The sequence below is a fragment of the Levilactobacillus yonginensis genome (assembly GCF_964065165.1).
In the GTDB taxonomy this organism is placed as follows: domain Bacteria; phylum Bacillota; class Bacilli; order Lactobacillales; family Lactobacillaceae; genus Levilactobacillus; species Levilactobacillus yonginensis_A.
In genome coordinates this window covers 153747-175681 of record NZ_OZ061549.1, presented here as the reverse complement: position 1 = coordinate 175681, position 21935 = coordinate 153747, and the positions used below count along the sequence as shown (strand labels likewise).

General features: G+C 49.1%; 21 protein-coding genes. 7 read left to right on the top strand and 14 right to left on the bottom strand.

What is annotated here, in order from left to right; translation table 11 throughout:
* Nucleotides 1–106 precede the first annotated feature (106 nt).
* Genes AB3Y94_RS00995 through AB3Y94_RS00985 form a run of 3 tightly spaced genes read right to left on the bottom strand, consistent with a single transcriptional unit; the run spans nt 107 to nt 2461 of the window.
* Nucleotides 107–1003: an RluA family pseudouridine synthase gene (locus AB3Y94_RS00995; RefSeq protein WP_367294743.1), complete on the bottom strand. Its 897-nt coding sequence runs from the start codon at nt 1001–1003 to the stop codon at nt 107–109.
* Nucleotides 1000–1803 carry an NAD kinase gene (locus tag AB3Y94_RS00990; RefSeq protein ID WP_125683869.1) on the bottom strand — a complete coding sequence of 268 codons (804 nt, stop codon included), beginning with the start codon at nt 1801–1803 and terminating at the stop codon, nt 1000–1002. The genes AB3Y94_RS00995 and AB3Y94_RS00990 overlap by 4 nt, the downstream gene beginning before the upstream one ends.
* A gap of 1 nt (nt 1804) precedes the next feature.
* Nucleotides 1805–2461 (bottom strand): GTP pyrophosphokinase family protein, encoded by a 657-nt coding sequence (locus tag AB3Y94_RS00985; RefSeq protein WP_125683871.1) that lies wholly within the window; start codon nt 2459–2461, stop codon nt 1805–1807.
* A gap of 325 nt (nt 2462–2786) precedes the next feature.
* Here AB3Y94_RS00985 and AB3Y94_RS00980 point away from each other — a divergent pair, with 325 nt between their 5' ends.
* Nucleotides 2787–3437 (top strand): DsbA family protein, encoded by a 651-nt coding sequence (locus tag AB3Y94_RS00980; protein WP_125683873.1) that lies wholly within the window; start codon nt 2787–2789, stop codon nt 3435–3437.
* A gap of 232 nt (nt 3438–3669) precedes the next feature.
* Here AB3Y94_RS00980 and AB3Y94_RS00975 read toward each other — a convergent pair whose 3' ends face one another.
* Complete coding sequence (locus AB3Y94_RS00975; protein ID WP_367294742.1) at nt 3670–4722, bottom strand: IS30 family transposase; 1053 nt, start codon at nt 4720–4722, stop codon at nt 3670–3672.
* Nucleotides 4723–4853: 131 nt separating this feature from the next.
* On the opposite strand from AB3Y94_RS00975, the gene AB3Y94_RS00970 reads away from it, so the two are divergent.
* Complete coding sequence (locus tag AB3Y94_RS00970) at nt 4854–5714, top strand: DegV family protein (RefSeq protein ID WP_367294741.1); 861 nt, start codon at nt 4854–4856, stop codon at nt 5712–5714.
* Between the two features lie 76 nt (nt 5715–5790).
* On the opposite strand, the gene pepF is transcribed toward AB3Y94_RS00970, so the two are convergent.
* From pepF to AB3Y94_RS00940, 6 genes are all read right to left on the bottom strand, one after another.
* Nucleotides 5791–7599 carry an oligoendopeptidase F gene (gene pepF, locus AB3Y94_RS00965; protein WP_367294740.1) on the bottom strand — a complete coding sequence of 603 codons (1809 nt, stop codon included), beginning with the start codon at nt 7597–7599 and terminating at the stop codon, nt 5791–5793.
* A gap of 36 nt (nt 7600–7635) precedes the next feature.
* On the bottom strand, nt 7636–8742 hold the full coding sequence (locus AB3Y94_RS00960) for a competence protein CoiA (protein WP_367294739.1): 1107 nt from the start codon (nt 8740–8742) through the stop codon (nt 7636–7638).
* 266 nt (nt 8743–9008) lie between these two features.
* Nucleotides 9009–9656, bottom strand: coding sequence for a tRNA (guanosine(46)-N7)-methyltransferase TrmB (trmB, locus tag AB3Y94_RS00955; RefSeq protein ID WP_367294738.1), 648 nt, complete (start codon nt 9654–9656; stop codon nt 9009–9011).
* 60 nt (nt 9657–9716) lie between these two features.
* On the bottom strand, nt 9717–10508 hold the full coding sequence (locus AB3Y94_RS00950) for a phosphotransferase (RefSeq protein WP_367294737.1): 792 nt from the start codon (nt 10506–10508) through the stop codon (nt 9717–9719).
* Nucleotides 10509–10569: 61 nt separating this feature from the next.
* Nucleotides 10570–11796 carry an ABC transporter permease gene (locus AB3Y94_RS00945; RefSeq protein WP_367294736.1) on the bottom strand — a complete coding sequence of 409 codons (1227 nt, stop codon included), beginning with the start codon at nt 11794–11796 and terminating at the stop codon, nt 10570–10572.
* Nucleotides 11793–12527 carry an ABC transporter ATP-binding protein gene (locus AB3Y94_RS00940; RefSeq protein WP_367294735.1) on the bottom strand — a complete coding sequence of 245 codons (735 nt, stop codon included), beginning with the start codon at nt 12525–12527 and terminating at the stop codon, nt 11793–11795. Before AB3Y94_RS00940 ends, AB3Y94_RS00945 begins: the two co-directional genes overlap by 4 nt.
* A 144-nt stretch (nt 12528–12671) precedes the next feature.
* Here AB3Y94_RS00940 and AB3Y94_RS00935 point away from each other — a divergent pair, with 144 nt between their 5' ends.
* From AB3Y94_RS00935 to AB3Y94_RS00915, 5 genes are all read left to right on the top strand, one after another.
* Nucleotides 12672–13121, top strand: a complete 450-nt coding sequence (locus AB3Y94_RS00935) for an HIT family protein (RefSeq protein ID WP_367296459.1) — start codon at nt 12672–12674, stop codon at nt 13119–13121.
* Between the two features lie 3 nt (nt 13122–13124).
* Nucleotides 13125–13445, top strand: a complete 321-nt coding sequence (locus tag AB3Y94_RS00930) for a hypothetical protein (protein WP_367294734.1) — start codon at nt 13125–13127, stop codon at nt 13443–13445.
* Nucleotides 13446–13557: 112 nt separating this feature from the next.
* Nucleotides 13558–14478 carry a peptidylprolyl isomerase PrsA gene (locus tag AB3Y94_RS00925; RefSeq protein WP_367294733.1) on the top strand — a complete coding sequence of 307 codons (921 nt, stop codon included), beginning with the start codon at nt 13558–13560 and terminating at the stop codon, nt 14476–14478.
* A gap of 340 nt (nt 14479–14818) precedes the next feature.
* A complete protein-coding gene (locus tag AB3Y94_RS00920) occupies nt 14819–15349 on the top strand; it encodes a helix-turn-helix domain-containing protein (RefSeq protein WP_367294732.1) in 531 nt (176 codons plus the stop codon).
* A complete protein-coding gene (locus tag AB3Y94_RS00915; protein WP_289670704.1) occupies nt 15349–16230 on the top strand; it encodes an IS3 family transposase in 882 nt (293 codons plus the stop codon). The genes AB3Y94_RS00920 and AB3Y94_RS00915 overlap by 1 nt, the downstream gene beginning before the upstream one ends.
* Before the next feature lie 370 nt (nt 16231–16600).
* Here AB3Y94_RS00915 and AB3Y94_RS00910 read toward each other — a convergent pair whose 3' ends face one another.
* The 4 genes from AB3Y94_RS00910 to AB3Y94_RS00895 form a co-directional block, all read right to left on the bottom strand.
* Nucleotides 16601–17587, bottom strand: a complete 987-nt coding sequence (locus AB3Y94_RS00910; protein ID WP_367294731.1) for a 3'-5' exoribonuclease YhaM family protein — start codon at nt 17585–17587, stop codon at nt 16601–16603.
* A gap of 11 nt (nt 17588–17598) precedes the next feature.
* On the bottom strand, nt 17599–20223 hold the full coding sequence (locus AB3Y94_RS00905; RefSeq protein ID WP_367294730.1) for an AAA family ATPase: 2625 nt from the start codon (nt 20221–20223) through the stop codon (nt 17599–17601).
* Nucleotides 20213–21424: an exonuclease SbcCD subunit D gene (locus tag AB3Y94_RS00900; protein WP_367294729.1), complete on the bottom strand. Its 1212-nt coding sequence runs from the start codon at nt 21422–21424 to the stop codon at nt 20213–20215. Before AB3Y94_RS00900 ends, AB3Y94_RS00905 begins: the two co-directional genes overlap by 11 nt.
* Nucleotides 21425–21524: 100 nt before the next feature.
* Complete coding sequence (locus tag AB3Y94_RS00895) at nt 21525–21869, bottom strand: YlbF family regulator (protein WP_367294728.1); 345 nt, start codon at nt 21867–21869, stop codon at nt 21525–21527.
* Between the last annotated feature and the right edge of the window lie 66 nt (nt 21870–21935).

Genomic DNA, 21935 nt, shown 5'->3' with positions numbered 1-21935 from the left:
ATTTATCAGATTCTCTCATAGCTTAGACGGATAACTTCTCCTACAGCTCAGATAAATTTATCCCATAAAAAAAACACTCCCCGCAACTATGTACGGAAAGTGCTACTTACGAAAGCTCATTTTCAATTAGACTAGCCATGTCCGCTGGCAATGGCGCATAGCAGGTAATCCATTCATCTAAGAAAGGCTGATAGAACTGCAACCTAGCGCAATGCAGAGCCTGGCGCTGAATCCACGGATTCGTTTGCCGACCATACAACCAATCCCCAACCAGTGGATGGCCAATTGACGCGCAGTGCACGCGAATCTGATGCGTCCGGCCCGTGTGCAGCTTAATCGCCAGCAAACTGACCGACCGTGACTGCCGCCGCACCCACAATTCCGTCGTTGCCTGACGGCCGTCTGGCCGAACCATCCGCTTAATAAAGGAACCCGGTGCCCGACCAATGGGAGCTTCGATCACCTGATGTTCCGGTATAATGCCTCCCTCAGCCACGGCAACGTACCGCTTATCCAGTTCGCCATTCTTTAACTGCTTATCCAGGATCGAATGGGCAAAGTGATGTTTGGCAAATAATACCGCCCCACTGGTATCCCGGTCCAGTCGAGTCACGATGTGCGTGACCGTGCTGTCCGCATGTGTGGCCACCAGGTGCCCTTTAACCCGATTTGCCAGTGTATCATCCGGGTAGAGGTGCGAGGGCACAGAGGCCATTTCAGCTGGCTTATTGACCACTAAAAAATGAGGATCTTCATAGAGTATCTCCAATGGCCCGTGGGACGTTGCGACGTGCTCATTGGTTGGTTCTGGTGGTAACTGGAGTCCCACCCGCTGACCAGGCTCAGCCATGGCTACTACTCGAACCTCCTGATCATCCAATGTGACGACGCCACCGTGGAATTTAACCTGTTTCAAAAAAGTCCGGGTCACGCCATGGGCCATTAACACGGTCCTCACGTGTACCGGACTCTTACCATCGACGATCCACTCAAAATGTGTCATGGACGCTCTCTCCCAATGAATGACGTTTCGACCCGTTGCCAGAAATGGGTATGCCGGTACTCAGCAAATGAAATGCGCTGCCGAGCAATCTGGTAGTTGATTGCCTTGATGGGTCGTCCTTCAATTGACAACTGATCACACATCAAGACGTTGTCGGTCGACTTAGCGGGTTCAATTCGAATCCACTCGTCCGCCGGAATAATCAGGGGTGACCCCAGCGTCCGGAAGACCCGGTTATTGATCGACGCGATTTCAGCCATTTGAATGGCGTTAAACCGTGGGTTGATCACCGCGCCACCAACGGACTTGTTGTAGGCCGTCGATCCCGTCGGTGTTGAGATACAGAGGCCATCGCCCCGGAAGCTTTCGAATAACTCTCCCTTTATGTAGACGTCCGCCACCATAGTTCCAGAAACTTTCTTAATTGTCGATTCGTTCAGGGCCAGCGTTTGATCAGAATGCGTCCCATCAGCGTACTCCACTTCGATCGTCAATAGTGGGTAGCTGACACTCTGCCCGTTGTCTTCCACCAAACTATCGATGAGATCTTGAACCTCATAATCGCGCCAATCGGTATAGAAACCTAAATGCCCCGTATGAATCCCAACAAAGCGAATCTTATCCAGCCGATCACTGTAATGGTGAAACGCGGACAGCAAAGTCCCATCCCCACCAACCGTGACAACGATGTCTGGATTTAAACTATCAATTTCAATTCCCGCAGCTGTTAGTCCGGTCTTCAAGGCCGTGGCAACCCGCTGCGAGGCTGAACCGTTATTACCAAAAATGGAAACCTTCATGTCATTCTTCCTTGCTCTGATGAGAAATTGGTGATACGTCACCGTCTTTTTTCGGGGTGTACTGTTGTGCCTCTTGAATTTCTTCACGAATCTCGGACATCTCAGTATCCAACTTAAATGCTGCTTCGGCCGCCCGTTGTAGACGATCGCTCAGTTCCGTTGGAAAGGCCCCTTGATACTTATAATTAAGTGAATGTTCAATAGTCGCCCAGAAATTCATTGCCAGGGTTCGTACCTGAATTTCGGCCAAGATTTTTTTCTCGCCACTCACCAGTTGGACCGGATATTCGACCACAATGTGGTACGAACGGTACCCACTGGGCTTCTCATTGTGAATATAATCGCGTTCTTCAAGGATGGTCATGTCCGTTCGCCGCCGTAACAAATCAACGACCTGATAAATATCTTCAACGAACTGGCACATGATTCGCAAGCCCGCAATGTCTTGCATATCCTGTTCCAACCGTTCCTCGGCAACGTGTCTGCGGGACATCTTTTCTTTGATGCTGGCGACCGGTTTCACTCGGCCAGTCACGAACTCAATTGGTGGCCGTTCGTTGCCATTCTCAAATTGTTTGCGGATACCGCGAAGCTTAACTTTCAGCTCACTAACGGCTTGCTGATACGGTAATAAGAATTGATCCCAATTTTGTACCATGTGACTATCCCCCAACCTGTAATACACGTCTTATCTTTCGATTTTACCATACTTCACCCGTGACTGAGAGTAATTAACCCATTTCCTTGTTAAAAGTTTCACGACATACCCCACCTTACCCCAAGAATAACAATCATGAGGCGTTTAGCTTTACGTGGGTCGGAAAATGTTGCATGATTAGGTTGCGTTTTAAACGAACGGTCTTCACCTCAAACAAACGTTCCAGTTGCTATTTTTTGAAATTTTGCTAATGTAGTGGTATTGTTACTTTTTGTTCGGCGACCCTGGTTGATTGCCAGCAAGGATAGGTATAGGAGGAAGCAATGTGTTAGAAGTCTATTTGTTCGTCAACCCGTTGGGGGCGCGGTGCATGCGTTCCGAACGTAATATCATGCGGTTGGCTGATCATCTTAATAGCAAGGTATCGTTCCAATTTGTGCCATTGCTCAATCAACAAATCGTTGGGCAATCCCTTTCAGGTCGGCCAACGTTAGCTGAAAGAAACGCACGCTTCAATGTTTACTATGAAGCTATCTTAGCTTATAAAGCCGCTCTCTTTCAGGGCAAGCGCAAGGGACGGAGATTCCTCTTAAATATGCAAAAGGCCGTGGTTGATGACCACGAACAATTTTCGCAAGAACTTGCATTATCTTTGGCGAAAGATTGCCGGTTGGATCTCGATATGTTCAAAGAAGATTGTCAATCCGACTTGGCGAAACAGGCCTTCCAAACAGACCAAAAATTAGCCGCTGAAATGAAGATTGAACAATCCTCATCCGCTGTCATTTTTAACTGTGATGTGTCTGAATGTGGCCTCCTATTAGATGATGTCACCTACGAGTCACTGTGTGATGTCTGTGAAAGCCAAGGGGTTGCAACGAAAGAAATGTTAATGGCTGAACCCAATTACCCTAGCACAGAGCAAGCAGCTTCACCAATGCTGGGACTAAACCATCCGCACCTACACGTTTTATAAAATCTGTTGAATCGTTTTACGGTCGGTACTTCCAAGTGCCGGCTTTTTTGTTCTCCCCTAAACTCACCAACCCCCGCCATCAGTCACGGGCCAAGCCAATATCAATCTGGTACGCAATATGGTATGATTGAGCCATCAATTTTTTTCGCAAATTGCAAGAACAAGTTAGTCACTAGGACCAAATACTGATACCAAGGGATTCTCAGGGGTTGAAGTTGGTGGCGCGAGGAGCCTAGCCGCAGGCGGCGGCGAAGAGTTCGGCGGGAGTCTGGAAGCCTAGCAGACGACGAGGTGTGTTATTCAACTTGTCCGCTGTTCTAGCAACAGCCCGAGGACTTACGGCGTCTAAGGACATGCCTTTGGGAAAGTCATAGCGGACCATCCGGTTATGGACCTCATTGGTTCCCCGTTCACTAGAGGTGAACGGGTGCGTATGAAAGACTGGTGCCACTGAACGCAATGCCTCGCTCAGCAAGGCAAACTCAGGTCCGTTATCAGCGGTGATCGACTTGATAACTGGTCCATACTCTGCGAGGATTTCTCGCAGGGCGTACTCAACCGAATCGGCGTCACGCCCGTCAATCAGACGGATAAATTGGAAGCGAGTTTGACGCTCAATCAGGGTCATAATCACACTCTCATGGCCATCACGTTTACCAACGATAGTATCAATCTCGAAATGACCAAACGTCTTGCGAGAGTCAACTTCAGCCGGACGTTCTTCAATACTCCGTCCCATTACACGCTTATTTTTGTGATTAACGTGCTTGGGTAGTCGCCGCCGCATTTTCTCGGTAAGATCTAAGTTACAGACCTCTAAAAGTTGTTCGTCGATGTACTTGTACAACGTTTGGGTACAGACCATCTCGTCAGGCCGAAAAAGGTTTAACACCTTGGCGCGGCCTACAGCAGCATCTGGAGCCCAGCCATCAGTCTTAAAGTGTTCTACAAAGAAGGCTATAAAGTCAGCCGCCTGGAAGAACTTACAAGGCCTGTGGCAGGCCTTGCGGTTCTCGTGGTACCGCTGGTCGGCTAGTTCCGCCACGTAGACCTCATAGAAGACTACGTTACCGTTAACGATTTTCTTATTGGTTACCAAGCCTCGCTTGATTTCGTTGTTTATGGTTTGCGGGCTAACGCCAAGTAACTCAGCAATCTTCCGCCGAGAAAGCTTGTCGTGGTTAAAGTAGACCTCAATGTTTCCACGCTCTTTCAAAGTTAGATGGTGACCCTTGGGACGATTCATGGTAAGCTGTTCTTGCATCAAGACGAAGACCTCTTTCATTGTTTGTGTGAGAACTCCAATGATACCTGAGATTTACGTCTTGGTGTATTTATTTTGTCCTAAATTTCAAGTGGCTAACTTGATTATAAAATTCGCCCATCAATTTTTTTGAGAACAAAAGGGGAAAACTTATGTCGACAGCCATCGTTACCGATACCGCTTCTTATCTAACACCGGAGCAGATCGAACAATTTCATATCACAGTTCTGCCCATCACAGTGATCTTAGGTGATCAGCAATATCCCGAATCCAAACTCAGTCTTCACACCTTCTACGATTACTTAAAATCTGAACAGGCACTACCTACGACGGCGCAAGTTTCCCTGGGACAAATTGAGGAGGCCTACGACCGTCTTGCTGGCGAAGGCTACGATGAAATTATCTCAATTCATCTCTCCAGTGGCATCACGTCCTTCATGAACAATTTGCGAATGTTTTGTAAGACCTACACTAAGGCAAAAATTTACCCAGTCGACTCACTGGTCGCCAGTGCTGGCGAAGCCAACCTCTGCTTACTGGCTGGCCAAATGGTAGCCAACGGCGATACTGCTGAGACTATCGTCCCGGAACTATTGGGTATGCGTGACACGATGCAAGTGTTCTTTGCGGTGGACAATCTGAGTCACCTGGCCCGAACCGGACGACTTACCAACCGCTCCGCCATGATTGGTAACTTGTTAAACATCAAGCCCCTTCTGACCTTCAACGCCGAAGGTCAAATCATTGCAATTGGCAAGGAGCGGACCATGAAAAAGGCATTTCATTACATGACCAACAAGCTCAACGCCACGCTAGCCGCTGTCGACTATCCTCTCCTAGTGACGGTAATCAACGCCAACAATGCCGAACTGGCTGCTGAATGGACCACTGAACTTACCGAGACTTTCCCGGCAGTACGTGTGGTTCAGAGCCAGCTCGGCCCTGCAATCAGTGTGCATACTGGTGAAAAGACCATGGGTCTCCTGTGGCAGCGCGACTGGCAATCCTACTAATAACAAAGTTAAAGACGTTCCTCAACAACGACCCATTTCGGTCGGTACTGAGGAACGTCTTTTTAATTGTCGCGAGTTATTGCTTTAATTCACGTGCTAATTCACTAAATTCAGCCAACCGGGAATCAAACGTCGCAAAGGCCGTCTGCAAGTAATCCGGCTGAGCCATATCAACGCCAGCCTGACGCATGACATCCAGTGGTAAGGCTGAACTCCCCGCCTTTAGGTAGTTCAGATAGGCATCCCGCTTAGCGACATTCCCACTCAAAATTCGTTGTGCCAGCGTCGTTGCGGCTGCAAAGCCCGTTGCATACTGGTAAACGTAGTAATTGTAGTAGAAATGAGGAATCCGCGTCCACTCGTCGGCAATTTGTGGATCTGAAACCACGCCATCTCCATAGTAGTGCTGGTTCAACTTCCCATAAAACTCACTCATAAAGTCAGCGGTTAGAGATTGCCCCGCCGCAGCTTGTTGGTGAATGTAGTCCTCAAACTCAGCAAATTGGGTCTGCCGGTAGACCGTTCCCTTAAAACCATCCAGATAATGGTTCAAGACGTAAGCTCGGACCTGTGGATCAGTTTGCGTCTTCAACAAGTAATCCGTTAAGAGGTTCTCGTTAGTCGTCGACGCGATTTCCGCTACAAAAATCGAGTAGTCCCCGTACTGATACGGTTGATTCGTCCGCGTATAGTGGCTGTGTATGCTGTGCCCCATCTCATGAACCAGCGTGAACAAACTCTCCAAACTATCCTGCCAGTTCAGTAGGATGTACGGTTTCGTATCATACATCCCCCCGGAGTAAGCCCCGGTACGTTTCCCCCGGTTCTCTACCACGTCAATGGCCCGATTATCAAACATCTTTTGCACGTTGGCCACGTAATCGGGACCCAAAACAGCCAATGCTTTAAGAGCTTCCTGCTGAGCTTCTTCGTACGTATAGCTCAGACTAGGTTCTCCGGTAATTGGTGTATAGAGGTCGTACATGTGCAGCTCGGGTAATCCCAGAATTTCCTTCCGCAGATTCACATACTTGTGCAGAGAGTCCAGGTGGTCATTGACTGTTTTGACCAAGGTATCGTAAACCACCGCTGGAATGTCATTTCCACTCATAGCCGCCTCACGAGCACTCCCGTAGTGCCGAACCTGAGCAGTAAAATTATGCGTTTTAACCTCGCTAGCCAGTGTCGAGGCAAAGGTGTGCCGGAATTGTTGGTAAACGCTGTACAGCGCCTTAAAAGCCTGCTCACGGACCCTAGGTGTCGTTGATTGGAGTAAAACACCATACAGTCCCTCAGAGAGTCGAACGTCATTGCCCTGTTCATCCTGAACAATCGGAAAGACCAGGTCGGCATCACTCAGCACACTGTAGGTCTTGGATGAGGCATCAAAGATATCACTGGCTCCCGCCAACAGTTTTTCTTCAGCCGCCGAAAGGGTGTGTTCCCGCTGCTTCCCCAACACATCAAATAGGTGTTGATAGGTAGTTAGCCGAGGCTCAGCATCAATCAACTTTTGCAAGGCCGTTTGGGAAAGTGCTAGGACTTCTGGCTCAAACCAAGAAGTGGCCGCTGCGACCGTTGCCAGCAGGTTGCTAGCTTGGCCAGAGAGGTCCTGGTAAGTGGCGTTACTGGTATCCTGGTCGTTCTTTAAGGACGCGTAGACGTACAGCCGTTCCAATTGCCGGTTCAGGTCCAGAACTGCTGTCGTCACCCGGTACAGGTCAGCCCCACTTTGGGCCAATTGCCCCTTTAAAGCGGCGACCCGTTCTGACTGCTGCTTGATGGTCTGAATATCGGCTTTGAAGGCCGCATCATCCGGGTAAATCGTCGTCAAGTCCCACGTTAGTTCTGTTGGAACCTCCGTGCGCTGTGGAATTTGTTTCATCACTTCGTCCTCCTTTATCATTTACATACAGCTAGTTTACCACTTTAACCCCCGCCTTGACCCGTGGGCCGACCGCCCCAAATATGCAGCTAAGTCTGCCGTCCATTGTGGCTGGCCAACGACCTGCCACCCCTGGGAACGTCGCTCGAGCTTACCCAGTCGTACCCAATCCCGTAAGAGGGTCGCTTCAGCCCGTCGCAAAGCTGGCGCCACGTTGAATCGCACCGCCTGTAATTGTCCACCAATCAGGATGAGGGCCGCGCGACTCAACCGGCGAACCTCTTGCTCGTCAAACTGTTTCGTTTGAAATAACCAAGCCGTCATGACCACTCGCCATAGCAAGAGGCCCTTGCCAAAACCAGGCGGCGTCACCGCCGTCGTCACCAGTTCCTCAGGAAATCCGGCCAGATGGTGGCCGGTCAAATAGACTGCCTCCTGAACGTCACGCAGACCAGCCGATTCACGCTGCAAATCTACCGTGAGCTGACGGCGAAATGCCAGAAAATCGGGCCTCGGCGTCGCCAAATAAACCCCGGAGCGACTTTGAAGGTCGGTAACGCTCCGCAGATAACTGGTCCCCCAACTAAACTGTCCCGTGGCAGCCTGACAGAGATGGTGGTCCACCCGTAGCGAACACGTAGCCACATCCCAAAATAATAGGCAGAGTCCCCAACCGGGCAGCCAGCTTGCAAAACGATCGAGCGTCCGCCAAGTCAATCGCTGCTTGGCGTATCTTTTTCCTAGAAGCCACATTGGATACACCCCCAATTGCCGGTACCCCGCCGTCCGACTGGCCACCTCAGTCCGACTGATTGGGCTACACTGAAACTCTAAGGCAATTGGTTGCTTCCGCGCTAGCCAAACGTCAGCTCGTTGCTGAATCTTCGGCAGAATCCGTTCCAACTCCGGCTGCCCCCACGCCGCAAAGAACGTCATCAATTGGCGTTTTCCTTGAACGTGCTGCTGACTTTCGGCCTCCGTCTGGAGTGGACATAGGGCACCAGGTAAGTGCGCAAAGTATGGCTGAACCCGTGACCCCCGTCGCAACCGTACCGGCAAGCGACATCCTGGGCAGACAAATGGTCTTCCCCGCTCCACGTTCTTAGCATCCACCAACTGGTTCTCCAACTCCGCAATCAACATCCCCGCCACCTCCTACTGTCTAACTACGCAGGATGGTGGTGATTGAACGAAAAAAGTTAAAGTCAAAAGAAATGTAAATTGATTGCCTAATTTTTATGCCAATAACATTGTTGCATCTAAAGACTTTCAATCCTTAGCTCGAACACAAAAAAAGGGGCTAAGACATCTGTCTCAACTCCAATCGTTTCATTTCTATTCTACTTTTGCTTAACAATTGATACTTGCTGAAAAAATCACCAATCTAACGGCCGGAGGCAACCAGACGCCTATTTATCTTCAGGAAAGTGGGCGATTACCTGATAGATAGGCCCTTTAGAAGAAAACTTTTGCTCATACTCCGTCTGAATATCTTCCACCCCATCGGTGGCAGCGTGTAGGTCCAACCAAACCCCGTCAAAAACCATGCCAAAGTTGTTCAAGCTGCCCAGGGAGTATTCAAATAATCCCCGGTTATCAGTCTTGAATTGCACGCTGCCCCCCGCCGGCAAAACATCAGCGTAGTGCGCTAAAAAGACTGGTGACGTCAGTCGACGCTTAATATGCCGAGTCTTAGGCCACGGATCAGAGAAGTTCAAGTACAGTCCCGTCACTTCACCCTGAGCAAAGAACGTGTTGATGGCTTCGCCGTCGGTATGCACCAGTTGAATGTTGGCGAGTTCACTGGCCACGACCTTCTTTAAGGCTGCCGCGATCACCGACATCTGAATCTCAATCCCAATAAAATTATGTTCGGGATGAGCCTTAGCCATTTCCACAATGAATTGGCCCTTCCCCGTTCCAATTTCCACGTACAAGGGTTGTTCCTTAGGGAAACGGCTCTGCCACTTACCCATCAGGGGTTCAGGTTCAACCACCATCTGATCAGTATGTTCGGCCATATAGTCTTTAGCCCACGGTTTATTACGTACACGCATAGTTTTTTCTCCTTTTAATCACAACAGCGGGCGCGAGGTTCTCCCCGCTCCCGCCGAAGTCTAATCAGTCACTGACTCACGCGTCAGTTTTTCAAGTAAAATTAAGTGTTGATTCATAATTTGGAACCGTTGTTGATGATAACTCTCGGCAATCACCGTCAGGCAATGAACCCGGGCATACCAGTTGACACGGGCCGTTAAGTCCGCCGTCAAGGTCTCGCCGTAATCCTGAAGCCAACGTTGCCATTCCTCAAGGGAAACGTATTCACACAACAAGGAACCAAGGTCATGGGCCGGATCCGCAAACGTTGCTGCGTCCCAGTCAACCAAGTACAACCGTTGTCGATCCGACAACAGCCAATTTTTATGGTTTAAATCACCATGACTGACTTCATATTGCGTCTTGGGCAGTTGGGGTTGCTCGTTCCATAGGCTAGCAAACGCCGACTGAATCAGCGGATGCCGTCGCAAATCCGTAGCAAGTGCGGGTTGTAAGCGAGTCAGCAACTGGGCGGGCGTCGTTGATCGTCCGCCGACTTTTAATAACATATCATGGAGTAAATGAGAATGATGCACGCGGTGCAAGAGGCGAGCAACCCGTTGTTCACGCATTTCACTACGTCGTAACGTTCGGCCGTTCAGCCACTCCTGAGCCGTCATCACATCTCCCGTCGCAAGCCGTTTGGTCCAGACGAGCCGGGGCGTGATTCCCTCCATGGAAAGTGCCGCAAGAAATGGTGACGCGTTTTGTTTCAAAAACACCTTTTGTGAGGCCTTGGTCCCCATATACGCTGTCCCTGTGTTACCACCCAGCGGATATAAACTCCAACCGTCACTAATATCCAGTGCCATTCGTGCCACCCCTCCTCGATTTGTCAGCTACTACTAATTCTATGGGGAAATCGGGGACACGTCAACCCCTATTTTTACCCGCCCGCGCTAAGCGTTGCGGCGTATAGATTCGGGCCAAATACCAAACTTCAACGACCTCGACCAACAACGCTAAGCCAGCCGTCTCCACTGACGGATTGGCAATTGCGACGATGACCCACAGACACAACGCTGCCACACTGAGAATCAATGTAACCAATGTAACAAAGCTCTTGAGCCGCAGGTCTGACGCCACCGGATAGACGTGACTAAAAACAATGTCGTCGTACTGGTGGAAGAACGGTAAAAGCTGAAATCCAATCAGGTAGATAAAGAGAGCAGCCAAGATGATTGGCAGCCACTGTCCCCGCACAAAGTACAGCAACAACATGCCGATAACGGTCAACCGAACCACTAACCCGCTGAATTCAGTACCCCGAACCATTCCTCGACTAAATAGGTACAAATACGTTTGCTGGTGTTGCGGTTTGATGCGCGCAAACAACCAATCGAGATACCGCCGCCGTTTGATGGTCCCGGACACCATCGGCACCTCCGTAAAGAGGTTAAAAAACCGATAGATACCCAGCATCCGGTTATCTTCCAGCTTAATCTGTTCCCGCCAACGAATCTGCTGCGTTTCCCAATGCTGATGAAACCACACAGCGACGGCAACGTCTAAAATCACCGCCAGAATAACTGCCGCGTAGACTGTCAGCCACAGACCACTCGCCAAAATAACAATGGCTAGCAACCATTTGATCCACCACTGATTCATTCGACGTTGCGCAGTCACTTGGTAAGCACTAGCTAAGTCAAGCCGCAGAAAAGCATCCTTCAAAACAATCTGGGCAACTGCCAAGACCAGAATTTGAGCGATGGTCCAATGCATTGACACACTCAAAAACGGCGACAAAATAAACAGCGTGATTACCTGAGTTGATTGCGCTAAGCCCTGGCTATACCGCCGTGCGGAAACAAAGTACGCATGCATCGCTCGTTCCTTTGGCAGCAGGAAAACCCGGTCCGCATCTTCGATCAACGTCGCCAGTCGGCCGATTTGGCTGACGATAACGAGGACAATCAGGGCAATTACCGGTGCCCACCACTGACCATATTTAAGTTGTTTTAAAACGTTGGAATAGCCGAGGCCCAAGCCCCCCAGAAAGAAGAGCAAGGCAAAGACAAAGAAATCATTGAACACCAGCCGCAAGTACTTCGCCATTTCCCGGAGATGACGTTGGAGCCGGGTCTGAAATAACCCCGTCATGTGCGATCGACCTTCGTCATGGAAAGATAAATATCATTCAATGATTCCCCCGCTTCCGGAAGAGCGGCTTGGAGTTCACTGAGGGTGCCTTCGGTCTTGACCTGACCGTCATGAAGTAGAACAAAACGATCACAATACCGTTGGGCTGTGTCCAACACGTGGGTCGACATCAAGATGCTAGCCCCGGTCTGTTTACGTTGTTCAATCAGGTTTAGCAGGTCATTTACGGCCAGCGGATCTAACCCCAAAAAGGGTTCATCAATAATGTAGAGCTTGGCATTGGTCAGAAAAGCACAGACAATCATGACCTTCTGCTTCATTCCTTTTGAAAAGTTGGCTGGAAACCAGTCCAACTTGTTATCCAGCCGGAAGGTTTTCAACAGCTTATGAGCCGTCTCCCAAGCCGTCTTTTGGTCTAAGTCATAGGCCATCATGGTCATCTCTAAATGTTCACGCAACGTTAACTCTTGGTATAACACGGGCGTTTCTGGAATATAGGCAATCTGTTGCTTGTACGCCTGACTATCCTGTTCAATGGTGATCCCGTTCAACGTAATCTTTCCTTTATGAGGCGTCAAAAGACCGATCACGTGGTTAATGGTGGTCGATTTCCCCGCCCCGTTCAAGCCAATGAGGCCGACTAACTCTCCGTCACGGACATCAAAACTAATATCTTTTAAGACGGGAATCTGTGAGTAGCCCCCCACAACATGGCTGACTTCTAGAGCCATTCAACATCCCTTCATTTCCTTTAATTTAACCAGGCTATTATACCATAGCTGACCCAGTGAACGAACGATTCTGGGTGAACTCCCCCGGGTTGGTGGTGTATAATGGATGAAATCACTGCGAAAGAAGGAGTTTTCATGGATAAAATGACGCTAGAACCGCACTACGATGACGATTGTATTTTCTGCAAGATCTTAAAGGGGGACATCCCCAGCTACACCGTCTACGAGGACAACATCGTTAAAGCCTTTCTGGACATCTCACAAGGGACTCCCGGCCATACCCTGGTGATTCCCAAGACGCACGTGAAGGATATCTTCGCTTACGACGCCGACCTCGCTGCCGCCGTCTTTTCCCGAATTCCTAAGATTGCCCGTGCCGTCCAAGCTTCTGACCCGGCCATCACTGGCATGAATATCCTGAACAACAATGGCAAGGTGGCTTACCAATCCGTTTTCCACTCCCACATTCACCTGGTTCCGCGCTACACGGACCACGATGATTTCAAGATGATTTTCAAGGATAATTCCGACAACTATAGTCCGGCTGACTACGCTGCCATTCAAGATAAGATTAAACTAAGTTTGGAGGACTAACCTATGGGTATTGGTCGTTTTTTAACCGGCGCTACCCTGGCTACAGGTGTTGGTTTAGTCGCCTACTTAACTTTAACGAAGCAAGATCCTCTGACTTGGAGTCAGGGCGTTCGTGCTCAGGCCAAACACACTGTTAAAAAGGTGGATGACCTACGTGCTGCCAAGGACCAGTTGACACGCAACGTCACTAAGCTCTCCCAAGCCATTACCGACGCACAACCCGCTCTGGATGAAATTCAAGTTTCCGTTGATAAATTTGGGTTTAAAGTTGCCCCCCGAGTCGCCGCCATTGAGGAGACTTTGGCCAAATGGGACGCCGAGTAATTCTGAACTTTTTGTAAAACTTTGTTGACCTTTTTCGGTTGACGTTAATTTGTGTTATGATAACTGAGTATGGTGTTTACACCAATTTTGATGAATGGATGTGTTGAGCAATATGAAGAAATGGTTTATCGCCTTCGCCGGTCTGTTACTGACCGTAACGCTTGCCGGTTGTGGGAACAAAACCGTTGCCACTACTAATGGTGGTAAGATTACTGAAAGCCAGTACTACAGTAGTTTAAAGGGTACGTCTTCTGGTAAGCAAGTTCTGCAACAGATGATTCTGAACAAAGTCTTGGAAAAGCAATACGGTGACAAGGTTAAGAAGTCCGAAGTTACCAAGCAATTCAACAAGTACAAGGCACAATACGGATCATCATTTAGCAGTGTTCTTTCTCAAAGCGGTATGACGCAATCCGGTTTAAAGACGGAAATTCGTTCAAACCTACTTTTGAAGGAAGCTGTTAAGGACAACGTCACAATTTCTGATGCCCAACTCAAGAAGCAATTCAAGAGCTACGAACCAGAAGTCACGGTTGCTCACATCTTGGTTTCCAAGAAGTCTACTGCTGAATCAATCATCAAAGACTTAAAGGGTACTAAGAAGAGCGACTTGACTAGCGAATTCACGAAGTTAGCTAAGAAGGACTCCACTGATACTGCTACCAAGAACAAGGGTGGTAAGTTAAGTGCCTTTGATAGTACCGACACTTCACTGGATGCAACCTTCAAGAAGGCTGCTTTCAAGCTTCAAACTAACGAATACACCACGACGCCTGTTAAGACGCAATATGGTTACCACGTTATCTTGATGCTGAAGAACCCTGGTAAGGGTACCGTCAACCAACACAAGGCAGAACTTAAGTCACAAATCATTGATAGCGATATGAATGACAGTACTGTTCTGCACAACGTGGTTGCTAAGGTCCTGAAGAAGGGTAACGTTTCTATCAAGGATAACGACTTGAAGAACATCCTGTCTGACTACTTGGCATCATCAAGTTCTAAGACTTCCGGTTCATCTTCATCTAAGTAATTTCGATTAAACTTGAAGGTTCCGACCAAATTGGTTGGAACCTTCTTTTTTTACCTTGAGACTGGTTTAATGCGATTGTGCTGAGCTTGGTCACCTCCGGTCGTCAGGGTGGGGCCTCTGGTTACATTGGATCATTGAACTGTAATAGCCTCCTAAGTGGCAACTAGCTTAACCGATAACATTGACTGCATGGTTCCAGGTACCAGTCAAGAAGATTAATCCCAACCTCAACTCTTCACTCCCCCACTTCACAGTGCAAACAAAAACAATTCTATGATATTTGGTGTTGTGAAGTGAACCCCCAAGGTTGGACAGAAAGTCCAACCTTGGGGGTTTTACTATGGTTAAGTTTGATTTAGATTTTAGAATTAAGGTCGTCACTGAATATTTGAGTGGAGTTGGATCAACCTCATTGGCCAGAAAACATGGTATCAGCAAGGAAGAAACTATCCTTCTTTGGGTTAGTCGCTTCCAGAAATACGGTATAGCTGGATTGAAGCTGAAGGATCAGAAGCCAGAATATTCTAGTCAGTTCAAGGTTGATGTATTAAACTGGAGAAAACAACATCAGGCCTCGCTTCCGGTAACGGCTCTGCACTTCAATCTATCTTCGCCAAGCACCATCTGGCAATGGGAGAAGCGCTTTGAGGAGCAAGGAATCGCTGGCCTTGAACGGAAGCGAGGAAAGCCTAAAATCATGGCTAAACATAAGCAAACGAAGCCTTCAAAGAGTCGCAATAACTCCAGTACCGCCGATGAATTGAAGCAATTAAAACAAGAAAACTTGATGTTAAAGATTGAGAATGAATACCTAAAAAAACTCGATGCCTTAGCTCAGAAGAAGTCAGCAGACAAGAAATCTCGCAAATAGTGACCGAGTTAAGGCAGGTCTTTCAAGTGCCCATCAAGCTCCTACTCAAGGTCGTCAAAGTACCAAGAAGTACGTATTATTACGCACGCTCACATCGTCAGCGTGAAAAGCTGGATGATTCTCCAATCATTCAGGCAATCGATGAGATCCGGCAGGAAGATTCTAAGTACACCAAGAAGTATGGTTACCGGCGACTAACTAAAGCTTTACAGGAGCATGGATTCACGGTGAATCATAAACGAGTCTTGCGTCTAATGCATGAGCATGATTGGCTTTGTTTAGCGTACAATCGGCAAAAACGTAAATATAATTCATACAAAGGATCCGTTGGTAAAATTGCGCCTAATCGGTTGAACCGACGATTCAAAACGGACCGACCCTATCAAAAACTCGTTACAGATGTCAGTGAATTTCGATACGGTGGTATGAGCCAAAGTGAACGGGTCTATTTAGAACCAGTGATTGACCTCTTCTCAGGCGAAGTCTTAGCCTTCAACATCAGTGACCATCCAACAGTAGAATTTGCCCTAAAGCCGCTTAGAGAAGCATTGGAAGGACTGCCAAAGTTAGGTTATCGAACAACAGTCCACACGGATCAGGGATTCCAGTATCAACATAAATTCTGGCGAGAAACACTCAAAGAACATCGCGTATTTCAAAGCATGTCACGCAAAGCAACTTGTCTAGATAATGCGGCAGTTGAATCATTCTTCCACATCATGAAGGTCGAAGTTATGGATGAGCATTTTGAGAACAAGGAAGACTTGACTCAAGCTATGACTGACTGGATTAACTTTTACAATAAACGTCGGATCAAAACAAAACTGGATGGCAAGTCCCCGGAAAAATACCGGGAACTCGCCATCCAGAAGGCAGCGTAAATTCTGTGTCCAACTTTAAGGGTTCACTTCATTGATGGAGAAATCCATCGACACCATTTTTGCATAAAAAAAGAGGCCCAATTCGAAAATGAATTGAACCTCTCAAATTCCCCTCATCAACACCAGTTTGACACTCGGAATTTATATTCCACTGGTGTTGACGACCTCAACCTCAATTTAAGTATAGTAAAAGAGGTATCAAGATTGTCGTCACAATCTTGATACCTCTTACTTTAGGATGTTTGACAAAGAGCCTCTATTAATTAATCTGATTAATAACTGGGTATTTTATGTCGTTAACCTATGACCCATCGTTTGACTGAATACCTTACCGAAGCACAGATTTGCTGAATTTCAATCATTAACAAGCCTAAGGTTGTTGCGGCTCATCAGTTGACTTAGGGCCGTCAGTGGTCGGCCGGTAGAACCGGCGCCCGTCCATGGCGAAGACCCGTTCCGAGAATTCACCCGGCTGGGTGTGTGCCACAACGGTATCCAACATCATGATGGAAGCATCGAGTTCATCCAACTGGTGCAAGACGTCCGCCTCACGTAACTCAGGGCGAACCGGTGAACCGTATTCTAACAGACCATGGTGGCTGAGAATCATGTGCCGCAGCAACAGAACGTCCTCAGCCTGGGGGTCTAACTTAAGCGTGTCACACGCCCGAACCAGTTCCCCATCGATCAACACAATGTGCCCAATCAAATTTCCGGCCAGTGTGTAGGTCGTGGACTTGGGACCCGACAGTTCAATCGTCTTACCCAAGTCGTGGAGAATTGCCCCCGCGAACAGGAGCGGTGCATTTAAGTCGGGGTATTGTGTCGTCACCGAATGAGCCAACTTCAAAATAGAAATCGTATGGTATGCTAATCCACCTTGAAAGGCGTGGTGGTTACTCTTAGCCGCTGGATACGTGTAAAACTGATCAGCATACTCACTGACCAGCTTCCGCACAATCCGATTCCACGTTGGTTGCGTAATTTCAAAAATTGTTTGCGTGATATAATCTTCCATTTCGGACCGACTCATTGGTGCCTGCTCAATGAAAGCATTGGGATCACTCGGTTCACCCGGATTCGTTAAACGTAAGTGAAAGATCTTAATCTGGGGATGCGTTTGGTAGTTTTCCCGTTTCCCTTGTAGGTGAACAACCCGTCCTGCCACATAATTCGTGATGTCTTCGGGTGACGCATCCCAATATTTACCAGAAATTTCACCGGATTGATCTTCAAACACCAGTGCAATGTATTGTTTACCATTCTTGGCCGTCCGCACGTCCGCCGTCTTCAAAAGTACGAAGACGTCGACTGCTTCATCAACGCCGTAATCCATTAACTTTTTTGTTGCCGCCATGAAAGTTCCTCCTATTCCGTCAACCGTAAGACCTTACCCGTGGTAAGCGTGGTCACACTTTCGTCAGCCGTCAAGAGAATGACTTGCACATCCGCAGCAATGGTCGCTAGCAGGCGATAAGTAGCCTGCCGCCGAGCCTCGTCAAAGTTCACGAAACCATCGTCAATGACCAGGGGCATCTGTACCTGGCGATTCATCACGACCGCAAAGGCCAGGGTCACCGCAAGATCTAACTGCTCGGCCGTCCCACGTGAAAGTTGTGCCACGTTGCGCCATTCACCGGTCACACGCTGAACCCGTAAGGTAGTTGGTGTCAGTTCAATTTTAGTATACCGGTTTTCAGTTAATTTACCATAGAATTCACTAGCTTGCGCCACAATCTGTGATAGTCGATCACCAGAAGCTGCGGTTAGCGCCGCCGAAATCCACTGACTCACTAGCCGTTCAGTCAGCCAAGCAGCCGCCGTTTGGGTCATTTGCGTTTCCAAATCGGCAAGTTTCTGTCGCAGTGTGGCTTGCGTACCGCTAGCCGTCAAGTGGGCTAACTGCCCCTGTAACGTCGCCAAGTGACTAGTTGTCTGGTCCAGAGTTGCCTGCGTAGTGGCCTGATTCTGTTGTGCCACGGTAACTTGTTGCTGCAACGTTGCCTGGTTCGGCTGTTGTTGTAAGGTCGCCAAGTTGGCAACCCCAATCTGCTTGGCCAACGCCCGCCGCTGTTGCTGACGTTCTGTTTGCGTCCGGTCCGCTTGATATTGCTGATAAAAAGCTGCCACATCGGTTAGATTCCGCGTCTGCAAAAATGCTTGCAAATCCCGCTTCCCCCGCTCGACTGCCGCTTGGTCCGCCTGTAACCGGGTTGCTAAAGCCGCTACATCAGTTTCTTGATGACTGAGCGCTTGCCGCGTAGCTTGCAGTTTTGTTAGTTGAGACGCTACCGCAGCTAGATTCTGGTCTGCTAAGGTTGGCAAAACCCTCGTCACATCCTGTAAGAATTGCTGAACCGTTGCTTGTTGGGTCGCTACCTGCTCGGCCGTTGCTTCCAACAAACGCGTCAACCGCTCCCATTCGGCAATAGCCGACTGGGCCGCTGACCACTGCTCCAGAGGGACCTGACTCATTCCGTGAGCATCACCAATCGTATCCAGCTGATTCGTCAACGTGTCAACTGCCTGGCCACCCTCACGCAGCTGAGCCTGCAAATTCCGAATATCTTCGGTCAGTTCATCTAACTGACGGCTAGCCGGCGTACTACTGTCGACCAGAAAGACACCATAGTACCCAACCGCCACGCCCAGCAAGGCACCAGCAAGTTTAAAAAATGTGTTCGGCAGAAACATAGCCCCCACAAGAATAACCAGACCGGCCGCCAGCCACCCGACCTGTTTATCTGCTAACGGATTGTTGTGCTGCTGACGGGTCGGTTGAACTTGACGAAACTGTTCATTTCGCTGATTAAGTTGTTGTTGCAGGTGGCGCCGCTTCTGATTGGCCGTCGACAGTTCCCCCGTCAACTGGTGTACCTGCTGGGTAGTCGCCAGGGAAAATGGTCGCGGCATTTGCCCGTTCACTGCATATTGTTGCTCCAAAATACCAGCACGTTGTTCCAAGTCTCGCTGTGATGTGCCTAACCGTTCTGCTTCCTGCTGACTCCCCTGAACTTGTGACAACCGTTGCGCAAAAGCATCGACCTTGTCTGCGACGGGTAAATACTGGTCAAACAATGGCGGTAGTGGCTGATCACGTTGCAGCTCTGCAAACCGTTGTTGATCATCTGCTAACGCCTGCTCGCTGGCGGTCGCTGCACTACGCAATTGCTCTAAGCGAGTCGCGTCGGTAGCGGTGAAGCCACGTGAGACAGAGTCAGCCGCTGGAGCCAATGCCAACCACTGCTGGTAGGTTGGCCACTGAGCCAATAATTGGGTCAGCCTAGTTGTCGCCTGCCGTTGTTGGCTTAGCCTAGCCTGAAGATCCCGTTGCTGGCTCACACCATCGACCCGTTGCTGGCGCAATTGCCAATACGTTTGGTAGGCGCCATTCGCTTTCTCCAGCTTAGCCGATAATTCCTGATGCTCTCGCAATTGCTGATTCAATAAGGGATTACGTCCCTGGGGTTTATACTGCTCATCGGCGGCTTGGTCAAGTCGCTGTGCTTGCTGCAACCAGTACTCACTGCCTACGGCGCCGACGTGGCGGAGTCGATCAACCAATTCTTGCTTAGAGGCCGTAAAGACTGTCCCCAACCGAGGCTCATTAATCGCATAGACCCGGGTAAAAAGCTGACCATCGACCGGCGCCAGTAACTTAGTGAGCAGTTCCGCCGGTAAGTCCAGGTCCGTGGTGTCATTATGAAGCGTCACCGTTCCCCCCTTGGGCCCATCCATCCGCGTCACCGTATAGGTCGTGTTGTCCTGCTGGAAAGTAATGGCCCCACCAAACCGACTGCCATCTAGTGGTTCATAGCGTAATTCGGGATGCTTTTTGGTGGGAAAGCCAAAGAAGATGGCTGTGATGAACTGCGTCAACGTCGACTTGCCCGCTTCGTTAGGACCCACCAGAAAGTTCAGTCCAGGTGATAAATCAAAAGTTCGATCGTGAAAATGACCAAAACCATAAATCGTTAACCGTTCAAGATTCATCCTGACCCTCCCCTCCCATTAACTGAGTTAGCCGGCGCCGTGCGGCCGCTTCCAAACTAGCTGCCGTCTCAGGCCGGTCAAACCACGCCGCCAACGCCGGTTCCTGTGCTAGTTTTCCAAATAATTCCTGTCGATTAGCCGCGGTAAACACCGTCTTAGCTCCCAGCTCCCAATAACTCTGATCCAAATTGGGTGCCGAAACTGTCGCAGTAGTTTCATCTAGGCTAAGTCGGACAATGTAGCGCTGGGCCGCCTTTAACTGACGTTGGTGCGTCCGTTGAAAGAGCTGTAACCAATCACCAGTTGCTAACCGTTGCTGCTCAGCGACTGAAAGTGGCGAACTAGTCGTCAACGTTATCGTGGTGAGCGTGGGTTGAACCGCCGGGTGAGCAGCTAACCAGCTAACTAGCGCTTCATTGAGTGCCACCAAATTAGTTCCGTCCAAAGCAAGCTTGGCCGTTTCCCAAATCACGGTAGCAGTTGGGAAAAATTCTGGCACCAGGTGGCCCGCCTGGCTATGAACCAGGTAAGCCCCCTTCGCCCCCGTCTCCGTCACAGCGCGGCCCTGCGTGTTACCCGCATATAAAACCGGCGGCTGGTCATTTAAACTTTGCCGATGATGAATGTGGCCCAAGGCCCAATAGTCGTATCGTTTGCGCAACAGTTCAGCCACCGTGAATGGTGCGTAATGGTCCTGACTACCCGTAGCTATGGCGCCGTGAAGCATCCCGATGTGCCAGTCTGTTGTGGCGTGCGCCGGGTACGCAGCCAACGGATCATCTGGAACCCAGCGTTGCGGATAGCTAAATCCACTCACGGCTACCGTCTCACCGGAAGCCAGCTGTAGCGTGGTGGTCGTGACGTGTTCACCTAAGACCGTCACGTTGGTAGGATAAATTATTGCTTGGTCGGTTAAATAATCATGATTGCCAAAACTCACAATCACAGGAATTTGCGCATTATTTAAACGGTCGAATTGGGTAAATAGAAATGCTTGTGCGGCCACACTCTGCTCAGCCCGATCGAATAGATCACCCGCTAAGAGGACAAAGTCGACGTGCTCACTGAGGGCACGGTCAAAGACCTTCGTGGCCGCTGTAAATGTAGATTCTCGTACAGTGGTTGCCAATGAGCCTGGTAATCCCGTGAGGCCGAGAAACGGGCTGTCTAAATGTAAGTCTGCAGCGTGAATAAATTTCATCAGGTGGGCACTCCTCTCAATTTTTTATTGATTTAAATTGAAAAATCGCCGGCACGGACCTCCCAAGAATGAGGGGGTGTACCGACGATTAACAGACGTTTTAGCCCTGGTAGATGCTTTCGATGGGTTTCGTAATCGTCTGATTCAAGTTGGATAACAGGGTGTTAACATCCCGTTCCTTTTCCATCAAAGACTTGATAGAGTCAATCTTAGAAACCTTGTCAGCAACTTCGCGGGCATGGCTCATTTCGTCGTTAGTCAACTCTTGACCAGCCATTTGCTTTTGTTGCAAGTCCATTTGGATTTTTTGGAAGTCTTTAAACAGCTGGTACGTGTCGGCGTCAGCCTTCATGTCATTGTATGCCGTTTCTAAACCTGTGAATTCTTCTGATTCTTGAAGTGCTTGGGCTAATTGTGCACCCAAGTCTTCCATCTTGTCAGCCATTGGTGTTTCCTCCTTGTTGGGCCTACGCCCAGTTGAATTACCATTTATTATTGTACCATGGTTTAC